We start from the raw sequence: 13,371 nt of genomic DNA, 5'->3' as shown, positions 1-13,371 counted from the left end.
TCGGGCGACGTCAGTACGGTGTCGGGCGGGCGTCCAGGTGGGCGCGCAGCCGGTCGGTGTCCTTGGCGGTCCAGCCCTCGGGCGGCGCCACGGCGGCCCAGCCGTCGACCGATCCGGTGCCGTAGCGGTGGCCGTGCGGGGCCTGCACTCCGTAGGAGACGGCCATGTCGACCGTGGTCTGCCAGAAGTTCACGAACGGGAACCAGTTGATCTCCGGCGTGATGTCCGGGCCCAGCGGTTGGTCCAGCCACTGCGGACGTTCGAGCAGCAGGTCGGGCGACCACCAGACGATCGCGTCGGAAGCGTTCTGCAGGACGACGGCACGCGGGTGGCCCCACTTCGCCTGCGGCCGCTTCAGGTCCTCGGCCGGGAACTGGGCGAAGCGCACATTGCTGCCGCCCTCGAACTCCGGGCGCCATACGGGACTTCCCTCGTCCCTGCGGTCGCGCAGCTCGCGGGCGATCGGCGAGAAGTTGGGGACCCCGAGCAGCAGGGCGCCGTCGGTCTCGCCGAGGAGCTTGTCGACCGTTCGATATGAGTCCTCGATGGCGTACGCGCCCAGGCTCTCGCCGGTCACGGCGAGCTTGGGGCGGCGCTCGGCGGGCAGCTTGTCCAGCTCGGTGCGGACCGCGTCGACCAGGGCGCGGGTGGCCTTGCCCGCCTTCTCCTTGTCGACGAGGAACGACACCCAGCTCGGCAGATACGAGTACTGCACGGCGACGGTCGCGGTGTTCCCGCCGTACATGTACTCCAGGCTCTCGACGGTGTTGGCGTCGATCCACCCGGAGCCGGTGGTGCCGGCGATGGTCAGGATCTCCCGCTCGAAGCCCCCGGTGCGCTCGAGCTCACGGACGGCGAGCTCGGCCTGCGCCCGGAAGGGCTCCTCGTCCTCGAAGGCCTCGGGCGCCGAGGAGCTGATGTAGACCCGTACCGGCTCCTGCGCCGGCTCCTTGGTGAACTGTGAGATCTGCCGGCCGCTGAGCACCGAGCCGGTGAAGTTCCGCCCTTGGAACCCCAGGTCGTCCCATTCCATGGCGGAACCGGGCCCACCGGAGACGAAGCGCGAAGTGGGCCGGTGGATCCCTTCCTTGGTCCCGCTGTTGGTGGCCTTGGCGATGCGGTCGGCGATGTCGATGACGCCCCGCTCGAACACCACGTCCTGCAGGGCCGTGGACACCACGACCGCGCTCACGACGAGTCCGATTGCGATGGCGACGGGCCGGGGCAGCGCTCGGCCGAGCCAGTGGATGAACTTGCTGGAGCCGAGCCGCACCGCACGCGCGCACACGAGGAGAAGCAGCCAGAGGGCCACCGCGATCAGGCCGATCATCGGTGTGTGCCAGGTGAGCGACGGCGGCAGGCCCTGCAGCTGTCTCAACTGCCGCTGCATATGGGCGCTTTCGGAGATCAGCCAGCCGGCGAGGATCGGGCTGAGGATCCAGTACGCCAGCCAGCAGCGCGCCCGGGCCCGCTGACTGGGGCGCCACTTGACGACCCAGCGGAACAGGGAGCTGAGCAGACTCCCCACGGCGTACCCGATGGCGGCGGTGATCCCGCCGATGACGCCCTGCAGCAGCCAGGGGCGAGGTACCAGGGAGGGCGTGAGCGACAGCCAGAAGAAGACCGTCGCCACACAGGTGGCGAAGAGGTCGGGCCAGCGGCGCACGAGATAACTCTCGGCGGGCCGCTCCCAATAGGGCTGCGCAAGGAACTTCTTGCCCAGTTTTCTTACCCTTTGCCCCGTATCGCGCATGGGGCAACTTTAGGTGGTGGGGCGGGACACCCCCCCCCCACCACCCGGCTCACGCTCAGCTCTTACGTGCCCGCGCCGCCTTCTTCGCGGGCGCCGCCTTCTTCGCGGCGGTCTTCTTCGCGGGCGCCGCCTTCTTGGCCGTCCCCGCCTTCGCCTTGGCGGTCACCGCCGTCTTGGCCGGAGCCTTGGCCGCCGCGACCGTCTTCTTCGTGGCCGCCTTGCGGGCCGGCTTACGCGCGGCCGGCACCCCGCCGTCGCTGATCCGGTCGGCCTCGAGGATGTCGCGCAGGAACTTGCCCGTGTGGCTGGCCGCCACCCCGGCCACCTGCTCCGGAGTGCCCTCGGCGATCACGAGACCACCGCCGGAGCCGCCCTCGGGACCCATGTCGACCAGCCAGTCCGCGGTCTTGATGACATCGAGGTTGTGCTCGATGACGATGACCGTGTTGCCCTTGTCGACCAGGCCCGAGAGCACCGTGATCAGCTTGCTGATGTCCTCGAAGTGCAGACCGGTGGTCGGCTCGTCGAGCACGTACACCGTGCGGCCCGTGGACCGCTTCTGCAGCTCGGAGGCGAGCTTGACGCGCTGCGCCTCACCGCCGGAGAGCGTGGGCGCCGACTGGCCCAACCGGACGTATCCCAGACCGACTTCGTTGAGCGTCCTGAGGTGGCGGGAGATCGTCGGCACGGCCTCGAAGAAGTCGAGCGCCTCCTCGATCGGCATGTCCAGAACCTCGGCGATGGACTTGCCCTTGTAGTGCACTTCCAGGGTCTCGCGGTTGTAGCGCGCTCCGTGGCAGACCTCGCACGGGACGTACACATCCGGCAGGAAGTTCATCTCGATCTTGATGGTGCCGTCGCCCGAGCAGTTCTCGCAGCGGCCGCCCTTGACGTTGAACGAGAAGCGTCCGGGCAGATAGCCGCGCACCTTCGCCTCGGTGGTCTCCGCGAACAGCTTGCGGATGTTGTCGAAGACTCCGGTGTACGTGGCCGGGTTGGACCGCGGGGTACGCCCGATGGGCGACTGGTCGACGTGTACGACCTTGTCGACGAGGTCGTCGCCCTCGACCCGGGTGTGCCGGCCGGGAACGGACCGCGCACCGTTCAGCTCGCGCGCGAGGTGCGTGTACAGGATGTCGTTGACCAGCGTCGACTTACCTGATCCCGAGACACCGGTGACCGCCGTGAGCACACCGAGCGGGAAGGCGACGTCGATGTCCTGCAGGTTGTTCTCGCGGGCGCCGTGCACCACCAGCTGCCGCCCCGGGTCCACGGGCCGGCGGATGTCCGGTACCGGGATGGACCGCTTGCCCGACAGGTACTGGCCGGTCATCGACTCGGCGGTGGTGAGCAGTTCGGCCAGCGGTCCGCTGTGCACGACCTTGCCGCCGTGCTCACCGGCGCCCGGGCCGATGTCGACGACCCAGTCGGCGACCTTGATGGTGTCCTCGTCGTGCTCGACGACGATCAGGGTGTTGCCCATGTCGCGCAGGCGCACGAGCGTCTCGATCAGCCGGTGGTTGTCCCGCTGGTGCAGGCCGATGGACGGCTCGTCGAGTACGTAGAGGACACCGACCAGACCCGAACCGATCTGCGTGGCGAGGCGGATGCGCTGGGCCTCGCCGCCGGACAGGGTGCCGGCGGCCCGGTTGAGCGAGAGGTAGTCGAGGCCGACGTCGACGAGGAAGCGCAGCCGCTCGTTGACCTCCTTGAGGACCCGCTCGGCGATCTTCTTGTCCCGCGCGTTGAGCTTCAGCTTGCCCAGGAAGTCCGCGCAGTCGGAGATCGACATCGCGGAGACCTCGGCGATGGACTTCTCCATCACCGTGACGGCGAGCACGATCGGCTTGAGGCGGGTGCCCTGACAGGTCGGGCAGGGCACCTCGCGCATATAGCCCTCGAAGCGCTCACGGCTCGCGTCGCTCTCGGCCTCGGAGTGCCGCCGCTTGACGAAGGACACCGCGCCCTCGAACGGGGTGGTGTAGACCCGCTCGCGTCCGTAGCGATTGCGGTAGCGGACCTCGATCTGCGTCTTGTGCCCGTACAGGAGCGCCTTCTTGGCACGCTGCGGCAGCGCCGCGAACGGCATGTCCGTACTGAAGCTCAGGGCGTCGGCGAGCGCCGTGGTGAGGCGGCCGAAGTACTCCTTGGTGTGGCCGTGCGACCACGGGTGGATGGCGCCCTCGTCGAGGGACTTGTCCTCGTCGGGCACGATCAGCTCGGGGTCCACCTCCATCCGCGTACCGATGCCGGTGCAGTCGGGGCAGGCGCCGAACGGCGAGTTGAACGAGAAGGAGCGGGGCTCGAGCTCCTCGAACGACAGGTCGTCGTATGTGCAGTAGAGGTGCTCCGAGTACATCCGCTCGCGCTCGGGGTCGTCCTCGGGGAGGTCGACGAAGTCGAGCACGACCATGCCGCCGGAGAGGCCGAGCGCGGTCTCCACGGAGTCGGTGAGGCGGCGCTTGGCGGAGTCCTTCACCGTGAGGCGGTCGACGACCACCTCGATGGTGTGCTTCTCCTGCTTCTTGAGCGTCGGCGGCTCGGAGAGCTGGATGGTGGCGCCGTCCACGCGCGCCCTGCTGTAGCCCTTGGTCTGCAGGTCGGCGAAGAGGTCCACGAACTCGCCCTTGCGCTCGCGCACGAGCGGCGACAGGACCTGGAAACGGCTGCCCTCGGGCAGCTCGAGCACCTTGTCCACGATGGCCTGCGGCGACTGGCGCGTGATGGGGCGGCCGCACTCGGGGCAGTGCGGCTTGCCGATGCGCGCGAAGAGCAGGCGCAGATAGTCGTAGACCTCGGTGATGGTGCCTACCGTCGAGCGCGGATTGCGCGAGGTCGACTTCTGGTCGATGGAGACCGCAGGGGACAGACCCTCGATGAAGTCCACATCGGGCTTGTCCATCTGGCCGAGGAACTGCCGGGCGTACGACGACAGCGACTCGACATAGCGGCGCTGCCCCTCGGCGAAGATCGTGTCGAAGGCGAGCGAGGACTTGCCCGAGCCGGACAAGCCGGTGAACACGATGAGGGAATCACGCGGGAGGTCGAGCGACACGTTCTTCAGGTTGTGCTCGCGCGCGCCACGGACGATGAGACGGTCGGCCACGCCGGTCCGCACCTTTCTTGATGGGAGAGCGGGGGCGGGGCCCCGTTTCTCAGACTACGAGGGCCGCCTCAGCGATGGACTGCTAACGACTGAGACAGCGGGATTGCGTTGAGCGGCCCGACTGTCAAGGATGCCTCGGTCGAGCCTATAGCACGCACATTCGATTTGCGGTCGTGGTCCACCACCTTCACCCGAAGGAGTGGCGGGACTATCGTCGGGCCCATGCCCTCAGCGATCGATCATGACCATGACCTGCTTCTGGTACGGGAAGCGACCGACCGGCTACTGGCCGCTGCGGCCAAGCTGGACAACGCTTCGGTCGCCGGTCCGTCACGCCTTCCGGGGTGGTCCCGTGGTCATGTGCTGGCGCATGTCGCCCGCAATGCCGACGCCCTGGTGAACGTCCTGGCCGGCCGCCCGATGTATCTGAGCGCCGAAGCCCGCGACGCCGATATCGCGCGCGACGCCCCGCGCCCGCTGGACGTCCAGCTCGACGACGTGCGCGACAGCGCGGCCCGCTTCATCGCCCAGGCGGCGCAGCCCGCGGACTGGGCGCGCACCGTGGAGCTGCGCAACGGCGTCACGGACCAGGCCGCGCGCATACCCTTCCGCCGCCTCGTCGAGGTGGAACTGCACCATGTCGACCTCGGCATCGGCTACGAACTCGAGGATCTGCCCGAGGAGTTCACCGACCGCGAGATCGCCTTCCTCGCGGACCGCTTCTCGGGCAATGCCGCGGTCCCCCGTATCGCCGTCACCGCGAACGACGGCCGGCAGTGGACCACCGGCAGCACGGACGGCGATTCGGTCTCGGTGATAGGAGCGGCGCCCGCCCTGCTCGGCTGGCTCTCCGGGCGGCGCCAGGGCGGCGGCCTGGACTGCGACGCCGGTCTGCTGCCCGTACTGCCCGCGCTGTAGCCCGCTGCCGCGCCACCCTCGCGCCGGGCGGGCGCCCGGCGGCCCCTGTGGACCGCCGGGGCCGCTCGGTACGCTGAGCCCATGACGTACAGCGGAGCGGTGACAGTCGGCGGGCCTGCGGATGTCCATGAGCTGGCGGACCTGATGATCTCCAAGGTCGCGGTCGGCCCCATGAACAACAACGCTTATCTGCTGCGCTGCCGGGCCACCGGCGAGCAGCTCCTGATCGACGCGGCCAACGAGGCCGACACCCTGCTCAAGCTCATCGGCGGCGACGGCATCGCCTCGCTCGTCACGACCCACCGGCACGGCGACCACTGGCAGGCGCTGCGCGAGGTCGTGGACGCCACCGGTGCGCGCACCTACGCGGGCGCGTACGACGCCGAGGGCATCCCTGTGCCGACCGACGTGCTCGTCGAGGACGGCGACACGATCCGCGTGGGCCGGGTCGAGCTCACCGCCCGCCATCTCGTCGGCCACACCCCCGGCTCGATCGCGCTGATCTACGACGACCCGCACGGCCACCCCCATGTGTTCACCGGCGACTGCCTCTTCCCGGGCGGCGTGGGCAACACCTGGAAGGACCCGGAGGCCTTCGCCAGTCTGATCGACGACGTCGAGACCAAGCTTTTCGGCGTGCTGCCGGACGAGACCTGGGTCTATCCCGGACACGGCGACGACACCACGCTCGGTGCCGAGCGCCCGCAGTTGCCCGAGTGGCGCCGCCGCGGCTGGTGAGACCGGCCCCGCGAGGGGCGCCCGGCCGTCGTCACAGATGTCCATGCGTCCGATCGTGGCACCCGCCACTGACAATTGACCGTTTGTGCAGGTCAGAGCGGGTTTGACGGAATCCGGGGCGCGACGCCGCCCAGGGGCGCGGCCTCCGCGGGCCGGGGCCCGGTCGACATTGGGTGGACAAATGGCAGTGGGCCGGCCCCGTTGACGCGCGTCGACCCTCACGTCAAGCTCGGCGATGCGCGCGCTGTCCCCCCGTACCGGACTCCCCATCCCCCTCTGGAGGGCCCGATGTCCAGACGTGCCTTACGTCTTCTGTTGTCGATTGTCATGCTCATAGCAGCCTCGCTCGGTGGCGTGCTCGCCACGGCGGGCACCGCCCAGGCCGACGGCTGCTACACCTGGTCCCGCACCCTGTCGGCGGGCGCTTCGGGCGCCGACGTCACCCAGCTGCAGATCCGCGTCGCCGGCTACCCGGGTTCGGGTGGCGTCCTCGCGATCGACGGCGCGTACGGTCCCGCGACCACCGCCGCCGTCAAACGCTTCCAGTCCGCCTACGGCCTCGCCGCCGACGGCATCGCAGGACCGGCCACCTTCAGCAAGATCTACGCCCTGCAGGACGACGACTGCACGCCGGCCCACTTCTCCTACGCCGAGTTGAACACCTGCAACTCCACCTGGTCGGGGGGCGCGGTGAGCGCGACCACCGCCAAGTCCAACGCCCTGCGCACCATGTGGAAGCTGGAGGCACTGCGGCACGCGCTCGGCGACGAGCCGATCCGGGTCACCAGCGGTTTCCGTTCCCACGCCTGCAACGACGCCGTCGGCGGGGCCTCCGGCAGCCGCCATCTCTACGGTGACGCGGCCGACCTGGGCGCGGGCCCGCACTCGCTGTGCAGGCTGGCGCAGCAGGCCCGCAATCACGGCTTCAACGGCATTCTGGGCCCCGGATATCCGGGCCACAACGACCACACCCACGTCGACCACCGATCCGGCCGCTTCTGGTCCGCGCCCAGCTGCGGCATCTGACGGGCGCCAAGTGCGCGGCTCTCGTACGGTCGCCAGTGCGCGGCCCTCGTACGGGAGCCGCGCACCTGCGTAACCGCCTCGCCACCTGGGCAGTTGACGCGTCATGCACGACGCAACGCCGAGCGGCCCCGCCCCCGCACGCCCCTCCATGACCCGGCTCGCCGCCGCCTCGCTGGCCGGCACCGCGATCGAGTTCTACGACTTCTTCATCTACGGCACGGCGGCCGCCCTGGTACTCGGCCCGCTGTTCTTCCCGACCTTCTCGCCGCTCGCCGGGACACTCGCCGCCTTCGGCACCTTCGGCATCGGTTTCCTCGCCCGCCCGCTCGGTTCGGTGCTCTTCGGGCACATCGGGGACCGGCGCGGACGGCGCCCGGTCCTGATCGGTTCGCTGCTCCTGACGGGCGGCGCGACGGTGGCCGTGGGCTGCGTCCCCACGTATGACGCGATCGGGGTGTTCGCCCCCTTGCTGCTGCTTCTCCTGCGCTTTCTGCAGGGGCTCGGACTCGGCGGGGAGTGGGGCGGTGCGGTGCTGCTCACCGCCGAGCACGCGCCCGCCGCCAAGCGCGGGCTGTGGGCGAGCTTTCCGCAGATCGGGCCCTCGGTGGGTTTTCTGCTCGCCAACGGTGTGATGCTCGCGCTGTCCGCCGGGCTCAGCGACGCCCAGTTCGCGGCGTGGGGCTGGCGGGTGCCGTTCTGGGCGGCGGGGCTGCTCGCCCTGGCCGGTCTCTGGCTGCGGCACTCCGTCACGGAGACACCGCAGTTCCTCGGCGTACAGGAGCGTGCGCGGGTGCCGCTGTTCGAAGTGGTGCGTGACCATTGGCGGTTGGTGCTGCTGACCGCCGGGTCCATGGCCATCGGATACGCCATCTTCTATACGGTCTCGACCTGGGCGCTCTCCTATGGGACCGAGCAGTTGGGGGTGGCCCGCACCGTCATGCTGACGTGCATCATGGCCGCCGTCGCGATCAAGGGGGCCACGACGCCGTTCGCCGCCATGCTCGGTGATCGCTTCGGCCGGCGGACTCTTTGCCTGTACGGGGCCGGGGCGGCGGTGCTGTGGATGTTCCCCCTGATCGGGCTGATGAGCACGGGCGAGCCGCTGCTGATGTTCTGCGGGTTCCTGGTCGCGCTGCTCGCGTTCATCACGATGTTCTCGGTGATCGCCGCGTATCTGCCGGAGCTGTACGAGCCGAGGGTGCGCTGCACGGGGGCCGCCGTGGGCTACAACCTGGGCGGCGTTCTCGGCGGGGCGCTCACGCCGATCGTGGCGACCGCCGTGGCGGGGCGCGGGGACGGGCCGCCCTGGGGTGTGGCCGCGTATCTGACCGTGATCGCACTGGTCAGTCTGGGGTGCTTCGCCCTGCTGCCGGAGACGCGGCCCGTCGCCGCCGCCGACGCGGCCGCCGTCTGATCAGGGGTTCGGCGCTGGACAATGGCCGGGTGACCTATCGCTACCGTCTGCTCGGCACCACCCGGGTCCTGCGCGAGGACGGCACCGAGGTGCCGCTCGGCGGGGCCCGGATCCGTGCGCTCGTCGCCGCGCTCGCCCTGGCGGCCGGGCGCAGCGTGCCGGTCGGGCAGCTGGCCGCTCAGATCTGGGCCGCGGACGAGGAGCCGCCGGCCGACGAGGTGAAAGCGCTGCAGGCGCTGGTGGGGCGGCTGCGCAAGGCGCTCGGGCCGGATGCGGTGGCGACCGGGCCCGGCGGGTACCGGCTTGCGGCGAAGGCCGAGGACATCGATCTGTTCCGGTTCGAGCGGCTGGCCCGTGAGGGCGCCGACGCGCTGGGTGCGGGCGATGCCGTGCGTGCGGCCGGGCTGCTGGAGGACGCGCTGGGGCTGTGGACCGGTGGCGTACTGCTCGATCTGCCGGGGCGGGACACGGACCCCGCGGTCGTACGGGCCGAACGCCGGGGCGCACAGGCGCGCCGGGCGCGTCTCGCGGCCGAGGTGGCGCTCGGCCGGGCGGCCGGCGCACTGGACGAACTCACGGCGCTGAGCGCGCAGGAGCCGCTCGACGAACCTCTGCAGGCGCTGCGGCTGCGGGCCTTGCGGGACGCCGGGCGGCGGGCGGAGGCCCTGGCCGCGTACGAAGAGGTGCGCAGGATGCTGGTGGAGCGGTTGGGGACCGATCCCGGGGAGGAACTCCAGCAGGTCTACGGCGAGTTGCTGGGTACGGCAGGACCGCAGGCCGACGACGGAGTCCGACCGGCCCGCGAGCACCACTCCCCCGGCGAGCCACGTCGCGCGGCCGGCAATCTACGCGCCCGGCTGACCTCCTTCGTCGGTCGCGATCGGGAACTCTCCGACCTTGCCGAGGAGTTGGGGAAGCAACGTCTTGTCACGCTGCTCGGTCCCGGCGGTGTGGGCAAGACCCGCCTTGCCCAGGAAGCGGCCGAAGCACAGGAGGAGGTGTGGCCGGACGGCGTCTGGATGGCCGAACTCGCTCCCGTACGGGAGGGATCGGCGGTGGCGGAAGCTGTGCTCACGGCGCTCGGCGCACGCGAGACGACGCTGCGTGGCCCCGGGGCGGCACAGGATCCGGGGCCCGCTTCCCAGGATCCGTCGGCCCGCCTGGTGGAGCACTGCGGCCGGCGGCGGATGCTCCTGATCCTTGACAACTGCGAACATGTCATCGGCGCCGCGGCCCGGTTGGCCGAGTCGGTCCTCACCCGCTGCCCGGGGGTGACCGTCCTCGCCACGAGCCGTGAGCCGCTCGGCGTGCCGGGTGAAACGGTCCGCCCTGTGGAGCCCCTGCCGCAGGAGGTGGCGCTGCGCCTGTTCTCCGAGCGGGGTGCGGCGGTACGGCCCGGCTTCCGCACCGAGGACGACATCGAGGCGTGTACGGAGATCTGCACGCGGCTCGACGGTCTGCCGCTCGCCCTCGAACTGGCCGCCGCCCGGCTGCGGTTGCTCACCCCGCGCCAGCTCGCGGACCGTCTCGACGACCGCTTCCGGCTGCTCACCGGCGGCGGGCGCACCCTGCTGCCGCGTCAGCAGACGCTGCGGGCCGTCGTGGACTGGTCCTGGGATCTGCTCGACGAGGACGAGCGGGCCGTGCTGCGCCGGCTCGCCGTGTTCGCGGGCGGCTGCGCGCTGGAGCAGGCGCAGGAAGTGTGCGGACAGGACACCCTTGAGGCGCTGGGCGCACTGGTCGACAAGTCGCTGGTCGTGGCGGACCCGGGCGGCCGGTTCGGCATGCGCTACCGGCTGCTCGAGACCGTCGCCGAGTACGCGGCCGCTCGGCTCGACGAGTCCGGTGAGCGGGCGTCGTACGAGCGAAGGCATCTCGTGGCGTACCGCGAGCTGACGCGCTCCGGGGAGGCCGAGCTGCGGGGGCCGCGGCAGGTCGAGTGGCTGGAGCGGTTCGAGCTCGAACACGACAACGCGAGAGCCGCGCTGCGTACGGCGGTTGCGCTCGGCGCCGAGCAGGACGGGCTGTGTCTGGTCCATGCGATGAGCTGGTTCTGGCAGCTGCGCGGACATCAGGCCGACGCCACCACCTGGTCGGCGGCCGTGGCGGCGCTCGGTCCCGATCCGTTCGACGCACCGGTGCGTCCTGCCGTACCCCTGGTCGAGCGGTGCACGGACAGCGCACCACCGTGGGACGAGGAACAGGTGTGGGAGGCGCGACGGGGAGCGCGGCTCCTCGTGCAGGCTGCGTCGACCGGGGACGGGGCGGACGGGCAGGCGGGGGCGGACGAGTACGTGAGGGCGGAGGCCGACGGGGAGACAGGGCCCGCGCCCCACTCCCCGGGTCAACTGGCGTACCTGCGCCGGATCGTGGCCGCGTACCGCAGCGGACTGCCGCAGGTCTGCCGGCAGCCCGGCTCGATGTGGTACTTCGCGCGCATGATGACCGGTGACTTCTCCGGGCTCGAGGAGACCATGGACACCGTGGTCCGCGACTGCTGGGAACTCGGACCCGAGTGGCGCGAGCGCCACCACTGGGAACTGGGCTACACGCTGCTCATGCGGGCGAAATTCGTGCATGACCGGCCGGCCACTTTGGAGCAGGCGACGCAGGACGCGGGCCGGGCGCTGCGCCACTTCGAGCGGACCGGCGACCCCTGGGGCATCGCCGAGTCGCTGTCCGCGCGCGGTGAGGCGTATCTGCGGCGCGGGCTGTTCGAGCAGGCCGCGGAGGATTTCGCGCGGGCCGTCGACGGGGCCACGAGGGCGGGGGCACACCGTCAAGTGCCGGTGTTCAAGGCGCGGTTGGCGGACGTGCGGCTGCACACGACCGAAGACCCGGAGGCGCGGGGCGCCGCCGAGCGGATGCTGCTCGAAGCCGTCGAGGAGTCGGCGCGCCACGGGGACGAACCGCTCGGCACGGCCCGGCTGCTGCTGGCCCGTCACTACGGCAGCACGGGCCGCCTGGCCGAGGCGCGCGAACAGCTCACGGAGGTCGAACGCGCCCTGCCACCGGGCATGCCGCTGCTCTTCCATGGAACGGTCGCGGGGGTCCGCGGCTGGCTCGACTGCCTGGAGGGGCGGTACGCGTCGGCGCGGGACCAACTCCGGGAAGCTGTACGGGGGATGGCGAGCGTGGCGTATCTGGTGGCACCGCAGCTGGTCGTGGACCAGTTCCTCGCCGCCGCCTGGGCGAAGGCGCGGCTCGGCGAGGGCGAGGACGGTGCGCGGCTGCTGGGCACGTACGACCGTCAGGCGCTGAGCGGCGGGATGGGGTTCCGCCCGTTCCCGGACCAGGCGGAGATGCGACGGCACGCGGAGACGGAGCTGCGGGCCGTGCTGGCCCCGGCGGCGTACGAGCGTGCGTACGCGCAGGGGGGCGAGCTGTCGGTGGAGGAGGCGGCGGAGCTGGTGTGAGGCGGCATCCCGCAGTACGGCCCGGGTTGCGCTCAACCCCGCGCTGCACGGCCCGGGTTGCGCTCAGCCCCGTCCAGCCCCGCCGTTGCCCGCTACTCCCCCGCCTCCGCCTGAGCCAGCAGCTCCCGCGCGTCCGCGAGGTCCGCCTCCGTGGGCGCGTCGTCCTGTGTCAGCCGCAGCCGCCAATACCCCGAGAAGTGGACGGACTTCCTGTCGACCCCGCGGTCGTCCACGAGGTGGCGGCGCAGCGACCGCACGGCACCCGCCTCACCGCCCAGCCACACGTACAACGAACCCTCCGGGAACACGGCCGCCCGCACGGTCTCGACCAGCACCTCACCAGGAGCCGCCGCACCGGCCCCGTCCCGCTCCAGCCAGTGCACCGTCACCTCGCCCCGCGTCGCGATCTCCTGCCGGTCCCGGCTGTCCGCCACCTCGACGTACGCCACCGCCCGCGCCCCCTGCGGCAGCGCCTCGAGCACCGTGGCGATGGCGGGCAGCGCCGCCTCGTCCCCGGCGAGCAGCATCCAGTCCGCGGTGCCCAGCGGCACGGGCTTGGCGAACTGCGCCGACGGTCCGAACATCGCGAGCCGCTGCCCAGGCTCGGCCCGCCGCGCCCATGCGGTGGCCGGCCCCTCGGAGCCGCCCCCGTGCAGGACGAAGTCGACGGTCACTGTGCGGCGCTCGGGATCGTCCCGGCGGATCGTGTAGCTGCGCATCCACGGGCGCACCTCTTCGGGCAGCGCGTTGAACGCTTCGTACCAGCTCATGAAGTCGCCCGTGGATGCGGGCAGTACGGGCGCGTCCTGGCCCGGTACGGGGAAGTAGAGCTTGACCTGCTGGTCGGGTCCGGTGAGCCGGAGCCCCGCCAGGTCCTCGCCGCCGAAGGTGACCCGCGCAAGGCGCGGCGTAGGCCGCTGGACCTCGACGACCTGGAGTGAACGGATCGGGAGCGTCATGTCGTACGTCATGAGGACGAGGCTCCCGGCAGGCGCCTACA

General features: G+C 71.1%; 8 protein-coding genes. 5 read left to right on the top strand and 3 right to left on the bottom strand.

Going from position 1 to position 13,371, the window contains the following annotated elements; all coding sequences use genetic code 11:
* Window positions 1–10 precede the first annotated feature (10 nt).
* Window positions 11–1,753, bottom strand: a complete 1,743-nt coding sequence (locus tag ABT367_RS03540) for an alpha/beta hydrolase (protein WP_352249144.1) — start codon at window positions 1,751–1,753, stop codon at window positions 11–13.
* A 55-nt stretch (window positions 1,754–1,808) separates the two neighbouring features.
* Window positions 1,809–4,859, bottom strand: coding sequence for an excinuclease ABC subunit UvrA (gene uvrA, locus ABT367_RS03535; RefSeq protein ID WP_352249142.1), 3,051 nt, complete (start codon window positions 4,857–4,859; stop codon window positions 1,809–1,811).
* 222 nt (window positions 4,860–5,081) lie between these two features.
* Between uvrA and ABT367_RS03530 the strand changes: the two genes are divergently transcribed.
* The 5 genes from ABT367_RS03530 to ABT367_RS03510 all read left to right on the top strand — a co-directional run bounded on the left by ABT367_RS03530 (window position 5,082) and on the right by ABT367_RS03510 (window position 12,371).
* The gene (locus ABT367_RS03530; protein WP_352249140.1) at window positions 5,082–5,777 is read left to right on the top strand and encodes a maleylpyruvate isomerase family mycothiol-dependent enzyme; all 696 of its coding nucleotides are present in this window, start codon (window positions 5,082–5,084) and stop codon (window positions 5,775–5,777) included.
* Between the two features lie 81 nt (window positions 5,778–5,858).
* Window positions 5,859–6,515 carry an MBL fold metallo-hydrolase gene (locus ABT367_RS03525; RefSeq protein WP_352249137.1) on the top strand — a complete coding sequence of 219 codons (657 nt, stop codon included), beginning with the start codon at window positions 5,859–5,861 and terminating at the stop codon, window positions 6,513–6,515.
* Between the two features lie 288 nt (window positions 6,516–6,803).
* Window positions 6,804–7,541, top strand: coding sequence for a D-Ala-D-Ala carboxypeptidase family metallohydrolase (locus ABT367_RS03520; RefSeq protein WP_352249135.1), 738 nt, complete (start codon window positions 6,804–6,806; stop codon window positions 7,539–7,541).
* Between the two features lie 148 nt (window positions 7,542–7,689).
* Entirely contained in the window at window positions 7,690–8,955 is a 1,266-nt protein-coding gene (locus ABT367_RS03515; protein WP_352249236.1) for an MFS transporter, read from the top strand.
* 29 nt (window positions 8,956–8,984) lie between these two features.
* The gene (locus ABT367_RS03510) at window positions 8,985–12,371 is read left to right on the top strand and encodes an ATP-binding protein (protein ID WP_352249133.1); all 3,387 of its coding nucleotides are present in this window, start codon (window positions 8,985–8,987) and stop codon (window positions 12,369–12,371) included.
* 92 nt (window positions 12,372–12,463) lie between these two features.
* Here the strand turns inward: ABT367_RS03510 and ABT367_RS03505 are convergent, their stop codons facing one another.
* Window positions 12,464–13,342, bottom strand: a complete 879-nt coding sequence (locus tag ABT367_RS03505; protein WP_352249130.1) for a siderophore-interacting protein — start codon at window positions 13,340–13,342, stop codon at window positions 12,464–12,466.
* Between the last annotated feature and the right edge of the window lie 29 nt (window positions 13,343–13,371).

The organism is Streptomyces mesophilus (assembly GCF_040300965.1).
In the GTDB taxonomy this organism is placed as follows: domain Bacteria; phylum Actinomycetota; class Actinomycetes; order Streptomycetales; family Streptomycetaceae; genus Streptomyces; species Streptomyces mesophilus_A.
This window is presented reverse-complemented; position numbering and strand designations above follow the sequence as displayed.

Coding starts and splice junctions, on each gene's coding strand:
- ABT367_RS03540 (WP_352249144.1), bottom strand. CDS start 1,753: ATGCGCGATACGGGGCAAAGGGTAAGAAAACTGGGCAAGAAGTTCCTT.
- ABT367_RS03530 (WP_352249140.1), top strand. CDS start 5,082: ATGCCCTCAGCGATCGATCATGACCATGACCTGCTTCTGGTACGGGAA.
- ABT367_RS03525 (WP_352249137.1), top strand. CDS start 5,859: ATGACGTACAGCGGAGCGGTGACAGTCGGCGGGCCTGCGGATGTCCAT.
- ABT367_RS03520 (WP_352249135.1), top strand. CDS start 6,804: ATGTCCAGACGTGCCTTACGTCTTCTGTTGTCGATTGTCATGCTCATA.
- ABT367_RS03515 (WP_352249236.1), top strand. CDS start 7,690: ATGACCCGGCTCGCCGCCGCCTCGCTGGCCGGCACCGCGATCGAGTTC.
- ABT367_RS03505 (WP_352249130.1), bottom strand. CDS start 13,342: ATGACGTACGACATGACGCTCCCGATCCGTTCACTCCAGGTCGTCGAG.